This window comes from Pseudomonas sp. X10, assembly GCF_054889225.1.
The window spans coordinates 3,062,966-3,084,226 of sequence record NZ_CM142677.1 but is presented as its reverse complement, the minus strand read 5'-3'; the positions used below and the strand labels follow the sequence as shown (position 1 = coordinate 3,084,226).

The window sequence follows — 21,261 nt, the reverse complement described above, 5'->3', positions numbered from 1 at the left end:
GACAATCCAATGGGCCAGCATCCGGCCGCGGTGTTCTGGGCCGCCTGCCTGCTGGCGCTGGCTGCGTGCTCGCCGGCCGCGCCGCCCAAGGCCGTGTCGGCGTTGGCGGGGGAGGCGGTCTCCAGCCAGGAAGGCGTGCTGCGCTACCCCACCAGCGACTTCGTCGAGCAGGGCGTGGGCCGCCGTGGCGGCACCTTGCGGGTATCGGCCGCCAGCGATGCCGGCAGTTTCGATATCCATGCGCTGTCCCACGGCAACGTCCAGTGGCTGGGGCGCATCTTGTTCGACTGCCTGGTGTACCAGGCTGGCGACGGCACCTTGACCCCGTGGCTGGCGAAAAGCTGGGACATCAGCGCCGACGGCAAGACCTACACCTTCCACCTGCGTGATGACGTCACCTTCAGCGATGGCGAGCGCTTCAATGCCGAGGCCGTGCGGGTAAACCTCGAGCACATGCGCGACCCGACGACCAAGTCGCCGTTGGCAGCGGCCTATATCGCGCCTTACCTCAAGGGGCGCGTGATCGATGACTACACGTTCGAAGCGACCCTGCGTGAACCCTACGCCCCCTTCCTCGATGTGCTGTCGCAGGCCTGGCTGGGGATGATCTCGCCACGACAGATCCGCGAAGCACCCGCCAGCATCGCCAGCCATCCGATCGGCAGCGGCCCGTTCGTGCTGAGCGGTTATGTGCGTGACCAGGGCGCTAGCTTCGAGCGCCGGGCGGGTTACAACTGGTCGCCGCCGGCGATCGCCCACTCTGGCGAGGCCTACCTGCAGCGCATCGAACTGAGCTATGTGCCCGAGGCGATGATCCGCTACACCTCGCTCGAATCCGCCCGTAGCGACTTGGCCCTGGACGCGCCGCCGCAAAACGCCGCGGCTATCCGGGGCAACCCGCAACTGGTGCTGCGCAGCCGGATCCGCAAGGGCAACCCGAGCCGCAGCATCACCTTCAATGTCGAGCGCGCGCCGTTCGATGACGTGCGGGTGCGCCAGGCCGTGGCCCATGCCATCGACCGTGAAGGCTTGGCCTGGATTTCCGGCTTTGGCGAGTACCTGGCCAAGGGTGATTTCCTCGCGGTGAACACCCGCGACTACGACCCGGTCGCGCGGCATGCGCTGGACTTCGATCCGGCCAAGGCCAACCGCCTACTCGACCAGGCCGGCTGGACCGACCGCGATGCCCAGGGCTACCGCACCCGCGACGGCCAACGCTTGCAGGCGACGCTGCTGACCTACGACAACCCGGCGTTTCCGGCCAACGTCTCGGTGGCGGTGCAGGCCGACCTGAAGAAGGTCGGTTTCGACATGCCGATCGAAGTGTTGCCCCTGACCCGCGTCACCGAACGTCGCTATGCCGGTCAGTTCGATGCCATGGGTGGTGGTTACTGGCACACCAATACGCCGGATGGCCTGTTCATCCTCTACCACAGCCAGGCCATTCCCAGCGGCAAGCTGATCGGCCAGAACGTCGGGCGCTTCCGTGACCCGCTCCTCGACCGCGTGCTTGGCGAGGCCCGACGCAGCACCGACCCGGCGCGGCGCCAAACGCTCTACCGCCAGGCCCAACAGCGCCTGGGCGAGACGGTCCCAGCGGTGCCTTCGGCAGAAAGCCAGATGCTGGTGGCCTACCGCAAGGCCGTAGGCGGCGTGCTGTTCGATGGTTCGCACAATGTTCCGCTGTTCACCAGCGTCTGGCTGGCCAGGGAGGAGCACCCATGAAGCTGTTCGCGATCATCCTGCGCCGCCTGCGCGATGGCCTGGTGGTGCTCTGGGCCGCCGCCAGCCTGACCTTCCTGGCGGTGAACCACAGCGGTGGCGATACCGCCCTGGCCATCCTTGGCGGTCCGGATGCCTTGCCAACGCCCGAGCTGCTCGCCCAGGTACGTGCCGAGTACGGCCTCGACCAGCCTTTGCTGGTGCAGTACGGCCATTACCTGGCGCGCCTGGCCAAGGGCGACCTGGGCGAGTCCTACCGTTTGCGCATCCCGGTCACCCAGGCGATCGCCGAGCAACTGGGCGCCACCCTGGCGCTGGCCCTGTGTGCGGGGCTGCTGGCGGTCGGCATTGCCCTGGCGTCGGCGTTGCTCACGGCCAACCGTGGTCGGCGGGTGCGTTCGCTGGTGTCAGGCGCGGAACTGGTGCTGTCGTCGGCGCCGAGCTTCGTGATCGGCAGCCTGTTGCTGCTGGTGTTCGCCTTTCAGTTCCACCTGTTGCCGCCGTCCGGCTCCAGCGGCTGGCAGTCGCTGGTGTTGCCGACCCTGGCGCTGTCGCTACCGGTGGCCGCGGTGCTGGCGCAGGTGTTGCGCCACTCGCTGGAAAGCGTGCTCGAACAACCCTTCATCACCCAGGCCCGCGCCCGTGGCATGGGCGATGCCGCTGTGCGCTTGCGCCATGCCTTGCGTCACGCCCTGGTGCCTTTGGTGACCCTGGCCGGCTTCGTCTTCGCCAGCCTGCTTGGTGGCGCGGTGGTGGTGGAGCTGCTGTTCGGCCGTCAAGGCATCGGCCGGTTGATGCTCGACGCCACCGCCAACAAGGACGTGCCATTGGTGCTCGGCGTGACCCTGCTGGCCGCGGCCATCTACGTGCTGGTGAACCTGGTGGTCGATGTGCTGACCCAGCGCATCGACCCGCGCACCGCTACTCCCTGAATCCGAATGCAAGGAACAGCCATGAGTCATGATTCTGAACTACCGCTCACCGACGCCGAACTGGATGCGCGCTTCGACGCGGTCTTCGCGCGGATCAAAGCGGGCGCCGTCGAGCGCGAACAGCAGCGCCTGCTGGCGCACGAGCCCGTCGCCTGGTTGCGCGAGGCCGGCTTCGGCGCGCTGCGGGTGCCGCGCCGCCATGGCGGTCTGGGCGTCAGCCTGGTGCAACTATTGCGACTGCTGGTCCGCCTGGGCGAGGCCGACTCGAACTTACCGCAGATTCTGCGCGCGCACTTCGGTTTCGTCGAAGGACGCCTGTCGGCCCGTGACGAAGCCTCGCAGGACTACTGGTTCGCCAAGGTCGCCGCAGGCGAGCTGTGGGGCGCGGCGATGGCCGAACGTACGGACAGCACCGGCAACAGCGTGAGCCTGACGCCTGTCGCCGAGGAGGGCGAGGCCGGTTTGCGCCTGGACGGCCAGAAGTATTACTGCACCGGCACCCTCTACGCCGACTGGGTCGCGGCGGTCGCCAACGATGGCGACGACTTCGTCAGCCTGGCAGTACCGACCCGGGCCCCGGGCGTCGAGGTGGTGGACGACTGGGATGGCTTCGGCCAGCGCCTGACCGGTAGCGGCACCACCCGTTTCAGCGCCGTGCCGGTGTCGGCACAGCACGTCCTGCGCCGCTACAAGAAGGGTGAATTGCGCGCTGAGTCCTACCTGAGCGCCTTCTATCAGGCCGTGCACCTGGCGACCTTGGCCGGCATTGCCCGGGCGGTGCTGGCCGACGCGGTGGCCTTCGTGCAGGGCCGCACCCGCGCCTTCGGTATCCCCGGCCAGTCCCGTCCGGCCGACGACCCGCTGGTGCAGCGTGTGATTGGCCGCCTGTCGAGCCTGGCGTTCGCGGCCCAGGCCCAGGTCACGGCGGTCGGCCACAGCCTGCAGGCGGCCTACGAGGCCGGGCAGGCCGGTGCGGCCCCGGAGCAGGTCTACACCGATGCCGAGGTCCACGCCTACCAGGCCCAGCAGATCGTCCTGCCCCAGGTGCTGGAGGCCAGCACCTTGCTGTTCGAGGTCGGCGGTGCTTCGGCCACCAGCACCCAGCGGCGTTTCGACCGGCATTGGCGCAACGCCCGCACCCTGGCGTCACACAACCCGGCCATCTACCGCGAGCAAGCGCTGGGCAACTACTACCTCAACGGCATCACCCCCACGGCGGCCTGGCGCGCGTTGCACGCCGAGACGCCGGCAGGGCAGGGCGCTGGCGATGAAGCCAGCGCGGTCTGAACGGAGACAGCACATGAGCAAGCAGCAGCCCCAGATGAGCCTGGGCATGAACATCCTCGGTTTCGGCGCGCACTCGGCAGCCTGGCGCCAAGGCGACGCGCCGGTGGGTGCCTACCTGGACGTCGACTACTACCGCAACATCGCGCGGATTTCCGAGCGCGGTTGCCTGGACGCGATCTTCCTCGCCGACGGCCCGGCGTTGGCCGGTGATATCGCCAGCCAGCCGGGTGGACGCCTGGAGCCGACCGTACTGCTCACTGCCGTAGCGTGCGCCACCGAGCGCATCGGTGTGATCGCGACGGCATCGAGCACCTACAACGAGCCGTTCAACCTGGCCCGGCGAATCGCCTCGTTGGACCACATCAGCGGTGGCCGTGCCGCCTGGAACGTGGTCACCAACGCCGGTGACGCCGCCGCGCAGAACTTCGGCCTGGCCGGCGCTCCGCTGCACGTGGACCGCTATGGCCGCGCCGAGGAGTTCCTCGACATCACCTTGAAGCTGTGGGACAGCTGGGAAGACGACGCGATCATCGGCGACCGCGCCGCCGGCCGTTTCGCCGACCCGGCCAAGGTCCACACCCTGGACTTCAAGGGGCGGCACTTCTCGGTCAAGGGCCCGCTGAACCTGCCACGTTCGCCCCAGGGCCGGCCAGTGCTGGTCCAGGCCGGCTCCTCCGAGGGCGGCAAGGCGTTGGGGTCGCGCTATGCCGACGCCATCTTCACCACCCAGACCACCTTGCCCGACGGGCAGGCCTTCTATCGCGAGATGAAGAGCCGCGCCCGTGCCTGGGGCCGCGACCCCGCGCACCTGAAGATCATGCCCGGCCTGTCGACAGTGATTGGCAGCACCGAGGCCGAGGCCCATGCGCGCTTTGACCAGCTCAATGCCTGGCATGGCGAGCATGGCCTGCTGCAGCAAGTGGCCGGGCGCATCGGCATCGATGCTAGTGAGCTGGACCCGGACGCGCCCTTGCCCTGGTCGCGCATTGGCGCGGTGGCTGACTTCGAGCGCGGCTCGCAAGGGTTCCTCGAGGCCCAGTTGAACCTGGCGCGACGCGAAAACCTGAGCATCCGCCAGCTGTCGCGACGGATCCTGGTCGGGCACCGCTTACTGGTCGGCACTCCCGAGCAGGTCGCTGACACGCTCGCTGAGTGGTTTCTGGCAGGGGCGGGAGACGGCTTCAACATCATGCCGGACATGTTTCCGTCCGGGGTGCAGGTGTTTGTCGAACAAGTCGTGCCCCTGCTACAACGACGCGGGCTGTTCCGCCACGAGTACACGGGCCGGACCTTGCGCGATCACCTCGGGCTGCCCAAGGCGCACAACCAGTTCAGCGCAACGGCGCGGCCGCTGGCGGCGCTGACGCCTTGACCGGCGCTGGCGGCCCATGGCGGGCAAGCCCGCTCCTACAGGTGCGGTGTTGTCCATAGGGCAGGGCCACTGTAGGAGCGGGCTTGCCCGCCATGGGATGCGCAGCGGCCCGATCGAATCAACAGCCATACAGAGACCAGAAGGAATCCACCATGCTCTACCGTCGTTTAGGCCACACCGACCTTGAGGTCAGCGTCCTCAGCCTGGGCACCATGACCTGGGGCCACCAGAACAGCGAGCAGGATGCCCACCAGCAGCTCGATGCGGCACTGGCTGCCGGAATCAACTTCATCGACACCGCCGAGATGTACCCGACGCCGACCCGCGCCGAGACCTGGACCACCACCGAGCGCTACATCGGCAACTGGCTGGCGGCGCGCGGCAACCGCGATCAGGTGCTGCTGGCCAGCAAGATCGCCGGGCCCGCCCGCGACCCGGCGGCACAGGGGCATATCCGCGATGGCTTGTCGCACCATGACCGGCACAACATCGTCGCCGCCCTCGAAGGTAGCTTGCGGCGCCTGCGCACCGACTACCTGGACCTCTACCAACTGCACTGGCCCGACCGCACCACCAATATCTTCGGTGCGCGCGAATACCCCTATGTCGACGACCATCCGCAGAGCGCTGCCATCGAGGAGACGCTGGCGGTACTGGACGAACAGGTCAAGGCCGGCAAGATCCGCCATATCGGCGTGTCCAACGAAACCCCGTGGGGCGTCGCACGCTTTCTGCGCCACAGCGAAGACAGTGGCCTTGCGCGCATCGCCAGCATCCAGAACCCCTACAGCCTGCTCAACCGCCTGTACGAGAACGGCCTCTCGGAATTCAGCCACCGCGAAGGCGTCAGCCTGCTGGCCTATTCGCCGCTGGCTTTTGGCGCATTGACCGGCAAGTACCTCGACGGCGCCCGGCCAGAGGGGGCGAGGCTGTCGTCGGTGTACCGCACCTTCAACCGCTACGACAGCCCATCGGCCAATGAAGCCATCGCTGGCTACGTCGACATCGCCCGGCGCCATGGCATCGCGCCGGCGCAACTGGCCCTGGCCTTCGTCATCCGCCAACCCTTCGTGGCCAGTGCCATCACCGGACAGACCACGCTGGCCCAGTTGCAGGAAAACCTCGGTGCGCTGGATCTGCGGCTCACCGAAGAGGTGCTCGGCGAGATCCAGGCCGTGCACCGGCGCATTCCCAATCCGGCACCCTGATCGATGACCTGCCAGGAGACCCCCGCATGAGCGCGATCCTCACCGACCCAGCCTTGCCCGCCCTGGACCTCGCCAGGCCGCGCCCGAACATGCGCTGGCGCCCGGGCCGGCCTGGCCTGTGGCTGGCCTGGGCCACCCTTGGCCTGGTGCTGCTGGCCGTGGCCGTGCCCGGCTGGCTGGCGCCGTTCGATCCGCTGGCCGCCGATGCGCGGCTGGCCTACCAGGCGCCGGGGTCGTCGTTCTGGCTGGGCAGCGACGAGAACGGTCGCGACGTGCTCAGCCGGCTGATCCATGGCGCGCGGCCGTCGCTGTTCATTGGTCTTGCCGCGACCCTGGTGGGGCTGGGCATCGGCACCTTGCTGGGGTTGCTGGCAGGGCTGGCGCCCGTCTGGCTGGACAACCTGCTGATGCGCGCCGTAGACGTGCTGCTGGCGTTCCCCGACCTGCTGCTGGCCTTGGTGATCATCACCCTGTTCGGCCAGGGCACCAGCAACCTGATCCTGGCGGTGGGCATCGCAGCGGTACCGCGCTATGCCCGGTTGGTGCGCGCCCAGACCCTGGGTATCCGCCGCGCCGGTTTCGTCGAGGCGGCCATTACCCTCGGCCGGCGACCCGTCGCGGTGGTGGTCAGCCATGTGCTGCCCAACGCCGTGCAGCCTGTGCTGATCCTGGCGTGCATTGGCCTGGGCGGGGCCATCACCGCAGGCGCGGCTCTGAGCTTTCTCGGCTTCGGCGCGCCGCCACCGGCGCCGGAGTGGGGCGCGATGATGGCCATCGGCCGCAACTTCATGGCCAACGCGCCCTGGCTGATGGCCTGGCCAGCGCTGGCTATCACCTTGACCGTCATTTCCATCAGCGCCATTGGCCGTGAGTGGCTGCGGCGCAGCGAGGGCAAACCCCTATGAACATTCTCAACCCTGCAACGCCGTTGGTGGATATCCGCAACCTGCGGGTCAGTTTCGGCGCCGTGCCGGTGGTACGCAGCGTCAGCCTGCAACTGCACGCCGGGCAATGCCTGGCGCTGGTCGGCGAGTCTGGCTCGGGCAAGAGCGTCACGGCGCGCAGCCTGGTGGGCCTTGCCGGACGCGGCGCGGTCATCGAGGCCGAACGGCTGGCCTTCGCCGGCCAGGACCTGCGGGCATTGGACGAAGGTGGCTGGCAGCGTCTTCGCGGTGGCCGCATCGGCTTCGTCATGCAGGACGCCCTCGGTTCGCTCGACCCCCTGCGGCGCGTGGGGGCCGAAGTGGAAGAGCCGCTCTGGCTGCATACCCGGCTCGGCGCTGAGGCCCGCCGCCTGCGGGTGCTGGAGCTGCTGGGCGAGGTCGGCGTGCCGGAGCCCGGCGTGCGTGCGCAGCAGTACCCATGGCAACTGTCCGGTGGCCTGCGCCAGCGCGCATTGATCGCATCGGCCATCGCCTGCCAGCCGCGGCTGCTGATCGCCGATGAGCCGACCACGGCGCTCGACGCCACGGTGCAAGCGCAGATTCTGCGGTTGCTGGAGCAATTGCGCGCGCGTGACAACAGCCTGCTGATGGTCAGCCATGACCTGGCGGTGGTGGCGCGGCTGGCGGACTGGGTGGCGGTGATGCGTGGCGGCGAAGTGGTCGAGCAGGGCAGCGCCGAGCAGATCCTCCAGGACCCTGTCCACCCCTACACCCAAGGCCTGCTCAGGGCCGCGCGGGCCGTGCACTTCCAGCGCCCGGCGGCGCCGACCCTGGCACTGGTGGCGCCTGCGCGGAATGAGCAAGCAGGCCGTCCAGCGTTGCTCGAAGCCCATGGCCTGGCCAAGGCCTTCGACGGCCCGGATGGCCAGAGGCGCCAGGTGCTCAGTGACGTGTCGCTGCAACTGCAGGCCGGCCAGACCCTTGGAGTGGTCGGCGAGTCAGGCTCTGGCAAAAGCACCCTGGGGCGGATCCTGCTGGGGTTGGAGCGGCCCGACGAGGGCCATGTCCGCCTCGATGGCAACGACTGGCTGGCGCTGTCGGCCGAGCAACGCCGCCAGGCGCGCCAGGGTATCCAGGTGGTCTTCCAGGACCCGCTGGCCTCGTTCGATCCGCGCTACAGCGTCTTGCGGGTGCTCAGCGAAGCCCTGGCACAGGCCGGCGTGCCCCGGGCGCTACGCCGTACCGAAGCGGTGGCGCTGCTGGAGCGGGTGCACCTGCCGCCCAGCGTGCTCGACCGTCGGCCGCTGGAGTTGTCTGGCGGTCAACGCCAACGCATCGCCATCGCCCGTGCCCTGGCCATGAAGCCTCGGGTGCTGGTTTGCGATGAGCCGGTTTCGGCCTTGGACGTGACCGTGCAGGCGCGGATTCTCGCGCTGCTGGCCGAGCTCAAGGCGGAGCTGCAACTGGCGTGCTTGTTCATCTCCCACGACCTGGGGGTGATCGAGCAGGTCAGCGACCAGGTGCTGGTGATGCAGGGCGGCCAGGTGGTGGAGCAGGGCGCCGCCAACCAGGTGCTCGGCCATCCGCGCCACCCCTATACCCGGGCCTTGCTCGATGCTGTTCCCGCGCTGCCAGCGGCCCGCCCGGCCTGGTTCAACCGTATCGCTGTATAAGGCTCAAGGAGAGCACTGTGCCCAAGCAACTGCACGTCAATCTGTTCGAGATGAACTGCGTCAGCCACATCATGCATGGCATGTGGGTCCACCCGGACAACAACCGCCACCGCTTCAACGACCTGGACTACTGGACCGAGCTGGCCCAACTGCTCGAGCATGGCACTTTCGACGGGGTCTTCCTGGCCGATGTGGTGGGCGTCTACGACCGCTTTCGCAACGGCCCGGAAACCGCCTTGCGTGAGGGCCTGCAGGTGCCCAGCAACGATCCGCTGCTGCTAGTCCCGGCAATGGCCGCAGTGACCCGCGAGCTGGGTTTCGGCGTGACTTTTTCCACCACCTACGAGCCGCCGTTCACCTTCGCCCGGCGCATGAGCACTCTCGACCACCTGACCAAGGGCCGGGTCGGCTGGAACATCGTCACCTCCTACCTGCCCAACGCGGCGCGCAACTTCGGCCTGGAGCAGGAAGTGCCCCATGACCAGCGCTACGAGATCGCCGACGAATACCTCGACGTGCTCTACAAACTCTGGGAAGGCTCCTGGGACGACGACGCGGTGATCCAGGACCGCGAGCGGCGCATCTACACCGACCCTTCCAAGGTCCGCTACATCGACCATGCCGGCGAGCACTTCAAGGTCGCCGGGCCGCACCTGTGCCAACCTTCGCGCCAGCGCACGCCAGTGCTGTTCCAGGCCACCGGCTCGCCCGCCGGCACGGCCTTCGCCGGTCGCCATGCCGAGGTGGTGTTTACCGGCGGCGCCAGCCCCGAGGACGTGCGCCGCAACATCGCTACCATGCGCCGCAACGCCCAGGCCCAGGGGCGTGACCCGACGGGGATCAAGTTCATCGTCCAGGCCGGAGTGATCGTCGGGCGCACCGACGAGGCGGTGGCGGCCAAGCTCGACAGCTATCGGCGCCTGGTCAGCGCCGACGGCGCCATGGCCCATGCGCAGCTGGGCATCGACCTGCGCGCCTATGCGCCCCAGGAACGCCTGGCCAACATCATCAAGCGCGGCGACATCGGCTGGGGCGCGCTCAACCGCTTCGACCCGGACACCACCGTCGGCGAACTGCTGGGCAGCTTCGCCGGTTTGCAGGAGGACCGCTACTTCGCCGCCGGCACGCCCACGGTGGTGGCCGACGAGATCGAGCGCTGGCTGGACGTGGATGGCATCGACGGCATCAACCTGCGCCAGTACTTGTCGTTCGAGACCGCGCGCGACTTCATCGAGCTGGTAGTGCCGGAGCTGCGTCGACGGGGCCGTTTCCGCGAGCGCTACAGCCCCGGCGAGACCTTGCGCGAGCGGCTGTTCGGCGCAGGCCAGGCGCGTCTGCCGGGCGATCATCCGGCGGCGCGCTACCGCGACCCGACCGCGCTGGGCCAGCCTTTGCCGCCATTGCGCTTCCCGGCGGGAGTGGGTTCATGAGCGAGGGGCGCGACAGCTGGGACATCCGTCACTTGCCAGACACACCCATGGGGTTCGTCTGGACCTTCGTCCAGCGCTATCGCATGGCCTATGCCGGGATGCTCGGGCTGCAGATCGTTGCGGTGGTCTGCGCGGTGATGGTGCCCTGGGCGCTGGGGCAGATCACCCGCTTGGTCAGCCAGGGGCTGGACGCAGCGCGTGCCGTGGACGTGCTGACCTGGCCGCTGGCCGGTTTCGCCACCTTGCTGGTGCTGGAAATGCTCTGCGTACGCGGCGCCAGCAGCTTGCATGTGTACACGCTGCCGCGTCAGCGTCGGGCCGTGACCCATACGCTGTTTGCCTACCTGCAGCAGCACTCGCACCGCTACATCACCAGCGAGTTCGCCGGCGCCCTGGCCCATCGCATCAGCGAAGTCTCGCTGGGCACGACGCAGACCCTGGCGATCCTGATCTTCGACCTGATCCCGCTGCTGGCGACCCTGGCCCTGGCGGTGCTGTTGCTGGCCACCGCCAGCGGCTGGCTGGCGGCCTTCATGGGCGTCTGGGCCGTGGCCTTCCTCGGCCTGTGCTGGTTCCTCGCCCGGCGCAGCCACCCCCTGGCCCGTGCCTTCGCCGCGGCGCGCAGTACCAGCACAGGCAAGGTGGTGGACGCGGTCACCAACCTGACCAACATCCGCCTGTTCGCCCGCCACCCGTTCGAGCACCAGTACCTGGGCCAGTTCCTCGACCGCGAAGTGGCGGCGGCCAGCCGCTCGTTGGGCTACATGGAGAAGATCCGCTGGTTCCAGAACAGCTGCGGCGTGTTGCTCAAGCTCGGCATTCTGCTGTTGGCGCTGTGGTTGTGGCAGCGTGGCAGCATCGACATCGCCACCTTCGTCACGGCCACCAGCCTGTCGCTGATGATCATCACCGACGTGGCCGGGCTGTCGCGCCGGTTGCTGGAGTTCTTCGAGGCCACTGGCAACATCGCCAACGGCGTGCGCACCCTGGTGCGGCCGCATGAAGTCACCGACCCGCCCGTGGCGCGGGAGCTCAAGGTCAGCCATGGCGAGGTGCGCTTTGTCGACGTCAGCTTTGGCTATCACCCCGGCAAGCCGATCTTCCAGCACCTGGACCTGCATATCCCGGCGGGGCAGCGGGTCGGCCTGGTGGGGGCGTCGGGGTCGGGCAAATCGACCCTGCTTAGCCTGTTGTTGCGCCTGTACGACGTCAACGGCGGGCAGGTGCTGATCGATGGCCAGGATGTGCGCGAGGTGACCCAGCATTCGCTGCATCGCCAGGTGGGGCTGATCCCGCAGGAGCCGGGTCTGTTCCACCGCAGCATCCGCGAGAACATCCACTATGGCTGCCTGGAGGCCGAGGACGACGACCTGCACGCGGCCATCGAACGCGCTGGCGCGCGGGGGTTCATCGAGGCCATGGAGCATGGCTACGATTCGCTGGTGGGGGAGCGTGGGGTCAAGCTTTCTGGAGGGCAGCGGCAGCGTATCGCCATTGCCCGGGTGCTGCTCAAGAACGCGCCTATCCTCGTGATGGACGAGGCCACCTCCAGCCTGGATTCGATTACCGAGCGGTTTATCCAGGACAAACTCGACGAGATCATGGAGGACAAGACCACCATCGTTGTCGCGCATCGGTTATCGACTGTCGCCCATTTGGATCGGATTGTGGTGTTCGACAACGGCCGGATTGTCGAGGATGGCAGTCATGAAGCGTTGCTGGCGCGGCGGGGCTATTACCACCGGCTGTGGAGCCGGCAGGGGGAGGTGGCCTGAAGGGACGGGCCTGTATTACTGACCCTATTGGTCTTATTGGTGGGCGCTGAGGTGGGGTGAATATCGATTTGCTGGGGTGGCCTTAAGTCATCTTTCCACGCTTGCGCTCCCCATCGCGACACAAGGCTGCTCCCACAAGGCAAGCCCTCTGTGGGAGCGGCCTTGTGTCGCGATGGGCTGCGTAGCAGCCCCACCTGAAGGCACTCCAGTTTAAGTGAGCAGCCTTAATCCCTGGCCCTGCACCGGTACGTGTCGGCTGCAAGAGTTCGGTACAGGCCGGCGAAGCCTGTCAGCTTTGGCAGAACCGAATCCGATTACCAAAAGGATCGTAGACTTCCAATACTTGTCCCCAGCCCTGTTGAACGATATCCGGGCGACCATACCCATAGCGCTTGGCAAGTAACTCATCACGAAGCAGCTCGATATTTTGCATAGGGACAAAGATCGTCGATCCGGGGCTGGCGTCGCCATGATGCTCGGAAAGATGCAATTGCAGGCCGTCTCGGCTGAGCCCCAGGTACAGCGGCAAATCAGCTTCGAAGCGGTGCTCGAATTCGACGCTGAAGCCCAGGAAGTCTAGGTAGAACTCCCTCGCCTTGGTTTCGTCAAACATCCGCAAGATCGGGATCGGCTTATCGAAGGTAATGGTGGGTTGGGAGGGGGCATGGGGAAGCAACGCCGAAGCGGTGTTCCAGTCCTTGTATCCCAGTTGCTGCGCTACCAGCTCAAGCGCAGTGGAGTGGGGCACTTCCTGATTGCGAGCCTCCAACGCAGCGCGCAGGCGCTTGGCCATCTGCTTGGCCTTCTCGATTGACAACATCATTCCTCCTGGCGTCGAAGCAACTTGGTGCTCGCATTGCCAAACCTCGACGATCAAGAGAGATGCCATGGGGTTCGGAACAGAGATGCTTTCACCTTTCCTTTCCGGAGCGAGCGGCGGGCAGCATCGGCCGGCGTTGATAGTACACAGTCCTCCTAGCAAATAGCTATTCAGCCAACAGCCGGGCCCTTAACTGTTGCCCCAGAAACAGCCTGCCGACACTTTGCCTGTCTTCAATCATCGAGCCTCCCCTGAAACCCCGATAAATCAAGGTATTACGACCCGGCACGGTCCCTGCAACAGCTTCTGCAACGCCTTTGGGCACTGTTATCCGCAGGAGCGACCTTGAACTTCGATACCCGTCCTTTCATCCCGTGGTTCGCGGCAACGGCCTTGGCTCTGGCGCTGGCCGGTTGCGAGCGTGCGCAGCAGGTCAGCGTGCAGAGCGATGAGCCGGTAAGCGGCGGCACTTTGGTGTACGCCACCGACCGCGAACCCACTTGCCTGGACCCGCATGTGGCTGGCGATATGCCCCAGGTGTTCGTTGCCCAGCAGTACCTCGACTCGTTGGTTTCCATGGACGGCGAGGGGCGCATCGGGCCGTGGCTGGCGAAAAGCTGGGAGGTCTCGGACGATGGCTTGAGCTACACCTTCCACCTGCGCGATGACGTGCGCTTCACCGACGGTACGCCGTTCAACGCCGATGCGGTCAAGGCCAACCTCGACCACATGGCCAATCCCAAGACCCAGTCCAGTACCGCCGGGGGCTATATCCGCCAGTACCGTGGTACCGAAGTGCTGGATGACTATACGGCGGTGGTGCACTTGGCCACGCCGTATGCGGCTTTCCTTGAGGTGCTGGCCCAAGGGTTTCTCGGGATCCAGTCGCCCACGGCGTTGACCCGCAGCCGTGACGAGAACTGCGAGAGCCCGGTGGGCAGCGGGCCGTTCAAGGTGGTGCGTTGGGAGCGCCAGAACCAGGTCGAGCTGGTGCGCAACCCCGCCTACAATTGGGCGCCCCCCACGGCTCAGCACCAGGGGCCGGCTTACCTGGAGCGCATTGTCTGGAAGTTCATCCAGGAACCTTCGGTGCGTTTCGCCTCGCTGCAGGCGGGGGAGGTGGATGTGATCGAGGCGCTGCCGCCGGAGTCCCATGAGGCGGCGCGACGCAACTCGGATCTGGAGTTGATCATCGCCCAGCGCCCGGGCAACCCCACCAACGGCACATTCAACATGCTCCGCGCTCCGTTCGACGATATCCGAGTCCGCGAGGCCTTTGTGCGCAGCGCCGATGTCGAGGGGGCGTTGAAGAGTGTCTATTTCGGCGAGTTCCCCAGGGCCGGTGGGCCGCTCAGCGTGGCCACGCCGTTCTACAGCCCAGGCTTCGAGCGCAGCCAGGACTACGATCCGGCCCGTGCCGCGCAGTTGCTCGACCAGGCTGGCTGGAGCGCACGCGATGCCCAGGGTTACCGCACCAAGGATGGCAAGCGCCTGCAGGCCACGGTGCTGATTGGAACGCGCACGCCACCTTCTGAACAAACCTTGTGGGAGCAAGTGCAGGCGACCGCCCGCCAGTCCGGCTTCGACCTGGTGCTGGAGCAGATGAGCGACACCCAGTCCACTGCGCGTCAGGCGGCGTGGGACTACGACATCCGCATCGGTTACTGGAACACCAACACGCCCGATGTGCTGCGCATCATCTTCAGTTCGGCGTTTGTCCAGCCAGCTGGTGTCGGTGGCTATCACCAGAACACCGCCGGGTATTCCGATGCCGGGTTCGATGCGTTGATCGAAAGCGCCCTGGCCACCCAGGACCCTGAACAGCGCCGGCAGATCTACGAGCAGGCCCAGGCGCAGATCGCCGGGCAGTACCTGCAGCTGACGACCTATCCACAAAGTACCCGCCTGGGCATCTACAAGACCGCCCACGGCGTGCGCTTGGAGCCCTCGCTGGCGGTGACCTACCTCTACGACGCATGGGTGACGAAATGAGCACACGCGCAACGCCCCTGGGCGTGACTGACCCCCGCCGCGAACGCCTGGCCGCCCTCGGCCGTCGTGCCGCCATCCGCCTGGCCGGCGGCGTGCTGGTGCTGTGGGCGGTGGCGACCCTGACCTTCTTTGCCCTGCGCCTGATGCCGGGCGACCCGGTGCTGGCGATTCTCGGTGGCGCTAGCGGCAATCCGACGCCAGAGACCATCGAGGCCACGCGCCGGGAGTACGGCCTGGACCAGCCGCTGCCGGTGCAATACGTGGTCTACCTCGGCCGTTTGCTCCAGGGCGACCTGGGCACGTCCTATTCCCAGCACCTGCCAGTGACCCGGGTGCTGGCCGAGCAGGGCGGGGCAACCCTGGAGCTGACCTTGGCGGCACTGGCGTTGGCCTGGGTGCTGGTGTTGCTGCTGACGGTGATCACTGCCGGGCGCGGGCGCTTGATTGGCGGGGCTGCGTCCATGGCTGAGACCCTCTGTGCCGCCTTGCCGCATTTCTGGCTGGGCGTGGTGTTGCTGGCGGTGTTCGCGTTCGGTCTGCGCTGGTTTCCACCTGCTGGCAGCGACAGCCTGGCGACGCTGGTGCTGCCGGCGTTCTCGCTGGCGATCCCGTTGGCTGGCTTCATCGCCCAGGTGACCCGCGAATCCCTTGAGCTGACGCTGGAGCAACCCTTCGTGCTGAGCGCGCGGACCCGTGGCCTGAGCGACCTGGCCGTGCGCTTCAAGCATGCCTTGCGTCATGCGCTATTGCCGGGGGTGTCGCTGTCTGGCTGGGCCATTGGCGCGCTGATCAGCGGCGCGGTGGTCTGTGAGGTGGTCTTTTCCCGCAAGGGCGTTGGCCGTCAGTTGTACCAGGCGGTGCAGGCCCAGGACCTGCCGCTGGTGATCGGCATCAGCCTGGTGGTGGCGACCGCCTATGTCCTGGCCAATATCCTGGTGGACCTGCTCTACCAGTGGATCGACCCACGGCAACAGGAGCAGAACCCATGAGCGACCTGACCCTCGACCGCGCCTATGGCCCGCTGCGGCGCCAACGCCGTCTGCACCTGCCGCCCCTGGGCGCAAGCCTGGCGTTGGCCTTCCTGGCGGCGCTGGTGCTGGCGGCGCTGGTGCCGCAGTTGTTCACCCGTATCGACCCCTTGGCCATTGTCCCGCGCGAGGCGTTCCAGCCGCCGAGCTGGGCACATTGGCTGGGCACCGACCAGTCCGGTCGCGACATCTTTGCGCGGATCGTCCACGGCGCGCGCCAGAGCCTGTTCATTGGCGTTGCCGCCACTGCCTTGTCGATGAGCATTGCCATCACCCTCGGTCTGCTCGGTGGCCTGGGCGGACCGAGGGTCGATCGTGGGGTGGGCTGGGTGTTGGAGGTGCTGTTCGCCTTTCCTAGCCTGGTGCTGGCGTTGCTGTTCGTGGCGGTGTTCGGCAGTGGCATCGGCCCGTTGATCATCGCCACCGGCCTGGGCGGCGCACCGGGCTATGCGCGGATGGTGCGTGGCCAGGTGCTGGCGGTACGCAATGCCGGCTACATCGAAGCGGCCCGGGCGCTGGGCCACCCAACGTCGCGCATCGTGTTGCGCCAACTGCTGCCCAACGCCATGCGTCCGCTGGTGGTGACCCTGACCATGGGCGTGGGCCAGGCCATCGTCTGGGCTTCGGCGCTGAGCTTCCTGGGCTTGGGCGCACGGCCGCCGGCCCCGGAATGGGGAACCATGCTCTCCATGGGGCGCGACTTCATCGCCAACGCCTGGTGGCTGACCTTCTTCCCTGGCCTGTTCATCGTGCTGACCACCCTGGCCACCACCGTGACCGGCCGCTACATCCAACAACGCCTGGAGGGCCGCCTGCCATGAGTGACAAGACCTTGATCGTCGACGGCCTGAGCGTCGCCTTCGCCGGCCAGCCTGTGGTGCGCGAGTTGTCCTTTAGCCTTGCGCCAGGGCGCTGCGTGGCCTTGGTGGGCGAGTCCGGTTCGGGCAAGAGCGTCAGTGCCCGCAGCCTGGTCGGCCTGGCCGGCAGCCGCGCCGAGGTGTCCGCCCGGCAGTTGAGCTTCGCTGGGCATGACCTGCTCGGCCTCAGCGAACGGCAGTGGCGCGGCGTGCGTGGCAAGGACATCGGCTTCGTCCTGCAGGATGCCCTGGTCTCCCTCGACCCGTTGCGGCCGGTAGGCAAGGAAATCCTCGAAGTGTTGGAAACCCACCGCTTCGGTGACCGTCAGCAACGCGGCGCGCGGGTGCTGGAGCTGCTGGAGCGGGTTGGCGTGCCGGACGTGGCCCTGCGCGCCCGCCAGCGCCCAGGGCAGTTGTCAGGCGGCCTGCGCCAGCGGGCGCTGATCGCCAGCGCATTGGCCATGGACCCGGCACTGGTGATCGCCGATGAACCGACCACGGCCCTGGATGCCACGGTACAGGCGCAGATTCTCGAAGTGTTCCAGCAGATCAAGGCCCGTGGCGCCTCGCTGCTGATCATCAGCCATGACCTGGCGGTGGTGGCGCAACTGGCCGATGAGGTGGTCGTGCTGCGTCACGGTGAGGTGGTCGAGCAGGGCCCGATGCAGCAGGTGCTGCGGGCTCCTCAGCATACCTATACCCAGGCCCTGCTGGCGGCGGTACCGGCGGAGCATCCGCGTGGCAGCCGCCTGTCGCCGGAGCGTTCTACGCAGGTTGCCTTGCCACGCGTGGCGCGAGCCGCGGCGGGCGAACGGCTCCTGCAGGCCACAGGCCTGGGCAAGCGCTACCTGGGCCCGGATGGCCTGGTGCGCCAGGTGGTGCAAGGGGTGGGGTTCGAGCTGCGCGCCGGACGCACCCTAGGCATCGTCGGCGAGTCTGGCTCGGGCAAGACCACTGTCGCTCGCATTGCCCTCGGCCTGCTGCAACCCGACGAGGGGCAGGTGCTGTACCGGGACCAGCCCTGGAACCTGCCGGGCAATGCCATCGACGAAGCCCGTCGCCGCCCGCTGCGCCGGGAGATCAGCGTGATCTACCAGGACCCGCTCGGCTCCTTCGACCCACGCTGGAATGTGGCGCAGATCCTCGACGATGCGCTGCACGTTGCCGGAGTCGACGCCGCCCTGCGTCCGGCACGGATCACCCGCTTGCTCAGCCAGGTGCGGCTGCCGGCGGAACTGGCCGAACGCAGGCCGTTGCAACTGTCCGGCGGCCAGCGCCAGCGCGTGGCGATTGCCCGGGCGATCGCCAGCGAGCCGAAACTGATCATCTGCGATGAGCCGGTCTCGGCTCTGGACGTCTCGGTGCAGGCCCAGGTGCTCGATCTGCTGGCCGACCTGCAGGACGAGTTAGGTCTGGCCTACCTGTTCATTTCCCACGACCTGGGCGTTATCCGTCATGTCAGTGACGACGTGCTGGTGATGCGCCACGGTCAGGTGGTGGAACTGGCCCCGGTGGAGCAGTTGTTCAGCCAGCCCAGCCATGAATACACCCGCCGCCTGCTCGGCTCGGTGCCACGCCTGCCCGGCAGTGGCAGCGAGCTGGTGGTGCCGCCGTTGGACCCGGAACACGAAGCCTTCGACCTGTTCGATGAATCACGCCTCTGGAAAATCGCCATCTAGGCCTTAAGGACTGCTCATGACCACCTTTCAACGTTTCCCCTCCCAGGCCCCGGCCAGCAGTGTGGCGGAGCTCAAGGCGCGGATCGCCGCGTTGCTGCCGGCCATCGGTGCCGGCGCTGCTCAGCGCGAGCGTGAACGCCAGCTACCCTTCGACGCGGTGGCCCAACTGGCCGCCGCCGGGCTTTATACCGTGAGGATTCCGCAAAGCCATGGCGGCCCTGGTGGCAGCGTGCGCGATGTCATCGAGTTGTTGTTGCAGGTCGCCTCGGTGGACTCCAACGTGGCCCAGGCCCTGCGTCCCGGTTTTGCCTTCGTCGAGGGGCTGTTGGCCTCGACGGCCGAGGGCGCTGAAGAGGAGCGCAAGCGCTGGTTTGCCCGCTACCTCGAAGGCGCGGTGATCGGCAATGCTGGCTGGGAGCTGGGTGGGGCCAACGGTGCCATCGCCGCACGGCTGGTGCGCGAGGGCGATCATTACCGGGCCAACGGCAGCAAGTTCTACAGTACGGGGGCGCTGTTCGCCGACTGGGTCAGCGCTGTGGCGCTGGACGAGGACGAGCAACCGGTGTCGTTCATCCTGCCGCGTGACCGTGAAGGCTTGGTGCTGCTCGATGACTTCGACGCCATGGGCCAGCGCCTGACGGCCAGCGGCACGACCCATCTGCAGAACGTGCGGGTCGAGGCCAGCGACATCCGCACGCGCACGGTGGAAGAGGGCAAGCGCACCATTGTCACCCCCTTCTTGCAACTGTTCCTGGGCACCGTGCTGGCGGGCATCGCCCGCAACGCGCTGGACGACGCCAGCCGCTTCGCCCGCGAGCATGCCCGGCCGATCAAGCACAGCAGCGCCAAGCTGTCGGTGGATGACCCCTATGTGGAACTGGCGGTCGGCGACATCGCCGCGCGCGCCTATGGCGCCGAGGCGCTGGTACTCAAGGCGGCCGACACTCTCGATCGGGCATGGGCCGGGCAACTGGCCGAGGCCTATGTCGAACAGGCCGCGCTGGAAGTGGCGCAGGCGCAGTACCTGGTCGCCGAACTGGCGCTCAAGGCGGCCGAGACGCTGTTCGACGTGGGAGGCGCCTCGACCACCGGCCGTAGCCACAACCTCGACCGGCACTGGCGCAACGCGCGTACTGTGGCCAACCACAACCCGCGCCACTGGAAAGCCGCAGTGGTTGGCGCCTGGCAGCTCAAAGGCACCCAGCCGCCCGTATCGGGGCTGTTTTGAGCGCACTGCCGGCGCCCTTCGCCGGTACGGCCCAGGGGCCGAAGGTGCCGGTCATCATCGGCGCCGCGCTGTTCATGGAGTTACTCGACAGCACGGCGGTGATGACCGCCTTGCCGCAAATGGCCGCCGATTTCGGCGAGCCGGCCTTGCGCATGAACCTGGTGGTGTCGTTGTACATGCTGGCGTTGGCCTTGTGCCTGCCGGTCAGCGGCTGGGCGGCGGAGCGCTTCCGCCCACGCCAGGTGATGCTGTTGGCGATGGCGCTGTTCACGGCGGCGTCCATGGCCTGCGCCTTGGCCGGGTCGCTCTTCGAGCTATGCCTGGGGCGGATGGTGCAGGGCGCGGCGGGGGCGTTGATGACCCCGGTGGGCCAGGTGATCATCCTGCGCTGGTCGAGCCGCGAGCAGTTGCTCCAGGCCATGTCCTGGCTGGCCCTGCCGGCGCTGGTCGGGCCGCTGGTGGGCCCATTGCTCGGCGGACTGCTGGTGACGGTGCTGTCGTGGCAATGGATCTTCCTGATCAACCTGCCGATCTGCCTGATCGGTTGCCTGCTGATCCTGCGTCACGTGCCGGACTATCCCCCTCGCCAGGTCGCGGCGCTGGACATACGGGGGCTGCTGCTCAGCGGCGCAGCGTTGGCGTTGCTGGTGTTCGGCTTCGAGTCGCTGGGCATGGGTCAGTTGCCACGCCCAGTCGCCCTGGCCATGGTCGGTGGGGGCGTGCTGTGCGCGCTGGGGTACTGGCTCCATGCCCGGCACCGTCGGCATCCGTTGGTCGACCTGTCGCTGTTCCGCTTGCCCAGTTTTGGTTTGAGCCACGCTGGAGGCGGGCTATTCCGCCTGGGGACTGCGGCGCAACCGTTCCTGATGATCCTGCTGTTGCAGAACTGCCTGGGCATGAGCCCTTTGGCGGCAGGCTGGCTGGTGGTCAGCGGAGGCGTCGGCGCCTTGTTGATGAAGCTGCTGGCGGTGCCCTTGGTGCGGCGTTTCGGCTACCGCCGGGTGCTCAGCGGCAATGCCTTGCTCAGCGCATTGGGCATTGCCCTGTGCGCCAGCTTCGACCGTGACACGGCGGTGTGGTTGATCGCCGTGGTCCTGTTCGCCGCCGGCCTGGTGCGCTCGCTGCAATTCACCACCATGGGCGCGGTGACCTACCGTGACGTCCCGGGCGAGCGCTCGGCGGCCGCCAGCAGCTTGTCGGCGATGTCGGTGCAACTGACCATGAGCCTCTCGGTAAGCCTGGCCGGCATGTTGCTGGGCGCCATGGCCGCGGCGCAGGGGCGCAGCGAGACCGCGGTGGGCGACATTGCCGTGGTGCTGCTGTTGTGTGCACTGGTGAGCGCGACGTCGAGCCTGGTGTTTCGCAGGCTGTAGG

The 21,261-nt window shown here is 67.3% G+C and carries 16 protein-coding genes; 15 read left to right on the top strand and 1 reads right to left on the bottom strand.

The genetic code is table 11. From position 1 onward, the window contains the following. Nucleotides 1-9 precede the first annotated feature (9 nt). The 9 genes from ACYU03_RS14040 to ACYU03_RS14000 all read left to right on the top strand — a co-directional run bounded on the left by ACYU03_RS14040 (nt 10) and on the right by ACYU03_RS14000 (nt 12,283). Nucleotides 10-1,725, top strand: a complete 1,716-nt coding sequence (locus ACYU03_RS14040) for an ABC transporter substrate-binding protein (RefSeq protein ID WP_461885173.1) — start codon at nt 10-12, stop codon at nt 1,723-1,725. After that, nucleotides 1,722-2,654 carry an ABC transporter permease gene (locus tag ACYU03_RS14035; RefSeq protein ID WP_461885172.1) on the top strand — a complete coding sequence of 311 codons (933 nt, stop codon included), beginning with the start codon at nt 1,722-1,724 and terminating at the stop codon, nt 2,652-2,654. Before ACYU03_RS14040 ends, ACYU03_RS14035 begins: the two co-directional genes overlap by 4 nt. A gap of 21 nt (nt 2,655-2,675) precedes the next feature. Next, complete coding sequence (locus ACYU03_RS14030) at nt 2,676-3,941, top strand: acyl-CoA dehydrogenase family protein (RefSeq protein WP_461885171.1); 1,266 nt, start codon at nt 2,676-2,678, stop codon at nt 3,939-3,941. A 13-nt stretch (nt 3,942-3,954) separates the two neighbouring features. Beyond that, the gene (locus ACYU03_RS14025; protein ID WP_461885170.1) at nt 3,955-5,313 is read left to right on the top strand and encodes an LLM class flavin-dependent oxidoreductase; all 1,359 of its coding nucleotides are present in this window, start codon (nt 3,955-3,957) and stop codon (nt 5,311-5,313) included. Nucleotides 5,314-5,465: 152 nt separating this feature from the next. Then, nucleotides 5,466-6,521, top strand: coding sequence for an NADP(H)-dependent aldo-keto reductase (locus tag ACYU03_RS14020; RefSeq protein ID WP_461885169.1), 1,056 nt, complete (start codon nt 5,466-5,468; stop codon nt 6,519-6,521). An 89-nt stretch (nt 6,522-6,610) separates the two neighbouring features. After that, entirely contained in the window at nt 6,611-7,426 is an 816-nt protein-coding gene (locus ACYU03_RS14015; protein WP_461891466.1) for an ABC transporter permease, read from the top strand. Further along, nucleotides 7,423-9,078: a dipeptide ABC transporter ATP-binding protein gene (locus tag ACYU03_RS14010; RefSeq protein WP_461885168.1), complete on the top strand. Its 1,656-nt coding sequence runs from the start codon at nt 7,423-7,425 to the stop codon at nt 9,076-9,078. The genes ACYU03_RS14015 and ACYU03_RS14010 overlap by 4 nt, the downstream gene beginning before the upstream one ends. Before the next feature lie 17 nt (nt 9,079-9,095). Then, nucleotides 9,096-10,508, top strand: a complete 1,413-nt coding sequence (locus ACYU03_RS14005; protein WP_461885167.1) for an LLM class flavin-dependent oxidoreductase — start codon at nt 9,096-9,098, stop codon at nt 10,506-10,508. Beyond that, on the top strand, nt 10,505-12,283 hold the full coding sequence (locus ACYU03_RS14000) for an ABC transporter ATP-binding protein (protein WP_461885166.1): 1,779 nt from the start codon (nt 10,505-10,507) through the stop codon (nt 12,281-12,283). Before ACYU03_RS14005 ends, ACYU03_RS14000 begins: the two co-directional genes overlap by 4 nt. 289 nt (nt 12,284-12,572) lie before the next feature. On the opposite strand, the gene ACYU03_RS13995 is transcribed toward ACYU03_RS14000, so the two are convergent. Further along, on the bottom strand, nt 12,573-13,103 hold the full coding sequence (locus tag ACYU03_RS13995) for a glyoxalase superfamily protein (RefSeq protein WP_461891465.1): 531 nt from the start codon (nt 13,101-13,103) through the stop codon (nt 12,573-12,575). Nucleotides 13,104-13,496: 393 nt separating this feature from the next. Here ACYU03_RS13995 and ACYU03_RS13990 point away from each other — a divergent pair, with 393 nt between their 5' ends. From ACYU03_RS13990 to ACYU03_RS13965, 6 genes are read left to right on the top strand one after another with little or no spacing between them, the layout of a single operon-like run. After that, entirely contained in the window at nt 13,497-15,095 is a 1,599-nt protein-coding gene (locus ACYU03_RS13990) for an ABC transporter substrate-binding protein (RefSeq protein WP_461891464.1), read from the top strand. After that, nucleotides 15,092-16,084 (top strand): ABC transporter permease, encoded by a 993-nt coding sequence (locus ACYU03_RS13985; protein WP_461885165.1) that lies wholly within the window; start codon nt 15,092-15,094, stop codon nt 16,082-16,084. The genes ACYU03_RS13990 and ACYU03_RS13985 overlap by 4 nt, the downstream gene beginning before the upstream one ends. Further along, nucleotides 16,081-16,944, top strand: coding sequence for an ABC transporter permease (locus tag ACYU03_RS13980; protein WP_461885164.1), 864 nt, complete (start codon nt 16,081-16,083; stop codon nt 16,942-16,944). The genes ACYU03_RS13985 and ACYU03_RS13980 overlap by 4 nt, the downstream gene beginning before the upstream one ends. After that, complete coding sequence (locus tag ACYU03_RS13975; RefSeq protein WP_461885163.1) at nt 16,941-18,659, top strand: dipeptide ABC transporter ATP-binding protein; 1,719 nt, start codon at nt 16,941-16,943, stop codon at nt 18,657-18,659. The genes ACYU03_RS13980 and ACYU03_RS13975 overlap by 4 nt, the downstream gene beginning before the upstream one ends. Nucleotides 18,660-18,675: 16 nt before the next feature. After that, entirely contained in the window at nt 18,676-19,887 is a 1,212-nt protein-coding gene (locus tag ACYU03_RS13970) for an acyl-CoA dehydrogenase family protein (RefSeq protein ID WP_461885162.1), read from the top strand. Continuing rightward, nucleotides 19,884-21,260, top strand: coding sequence for an MFS transporter (locus tag ACYU03_RS13965; RefSeq protein ID WP_461885161.1), 1,377 nt, complete (start codon nt 19,884-19,886; stop codon nt 21,258-21,260). The genes ACYU03_RS13970 and ACYU03_RS13965 overlap by 4 nt, the downstream gene beginning before the upstream one ends. The last annotated feature ends 1 nt before the right edge of the window (nt 21,261 follow it).

Excerpts from the sequence above, each read along its gene's own strand:
- ACYU03_RS13970 (WP_461885162.1), top strand. The coding sequence starts at position 18,676 with ATGACCACCTTTCAACGTTTCCCCTCCCAGGCCCCGGCCAGCAGTGTG.
- ACYU03_RS13980 (WP_461885164.1), top strand. The coding sequence starts at position 16,081 with ATGAGCGACCTGACCCTCGACCGCGCCTATGGCCCGCTGCGGCGCCAA.
- ACYU03_RS14000 (WP_461885166.1), top strand. The coding sequence starts at position 10,505 with ATGAGCGAGGGGCGCGACAGCTGGGACATCCGTCACTTGCCAGACACA.
- ACYU03_RS13975 (WP_461885163.1), top strand. The coding sequence starts at position 16,941 with ATGAGTGACAAGACCTTGATCGTCGACGGCCTGAGCGTCGCCTTCGCC.
- ACYU03_RS14030 (WP_461885171.1), top strand. The coding sequence starts at position 2,676 with ATGAGTCATGATTCTGAACTACCGCTCACCGACGCCGAACTGGATGCG.
- ACYU03_RS14020 (WP_461885169.1), top strand. The coding sequence starts at position 5,466 with ATGCTCTACCGTCGTTTAGGCCACACCGACCTTGAGGTCAGCGTCCTC.
- ACYU03_RS14010 (WP_461885168.1), top strand. The coding sequence starts at position 7,423 with ATGAACATTCTCAACCCTGCAACGCCGTTGGTGGATATCCGCAACCTG.
- ACYU03_RS13995 (WP_461891465.1), bottom strand. The coding sequence starts at position 13,103 with ATGTTGTCAATCGAGAAGGCCAAGCAGATGGCCAAGCGCCTGCGCGCT.
- ACYU03_RS14035 (WP_461885172.1), top strand. The coding sequence starts at position 1,722 with ATGAAGCTGTTCGCGATCATCCTGCGCCGCCTGCGCGATGGCCTGGTG.
- ACYU03_RS14015 (WP_461891466.1), top strand. The coding sequence starts at position 6,611 with ATGCGCTGGCGCCCGGGCCGGCCTGGCCTGTGGCTGGCCTGGGCCACC.
- ACYU03_RS14040 (WP_461885173.1), top strand. The coding sequence starts at position 10 with ATGGGCCAGCATCCGGCCGCGGTGTTCTGGGCCGCCTGCCTGCTGGCG.
- ACYU03_RS13985 (WP_461885165.1), top strand. The coding sequence starts at position 15,092 with ATGAGCACACGCGCAACGCCCCTGGGCGTGACTGACCCCCGCCGCGAA.
- ACYU03_RS14025 (WP_461885170.1), top strand. The coding sequence starts at position 3,955 with ATGAGCAAGCAGCAGCCCCAGATGAGCCTGGGCATGAACATCCTCGGT.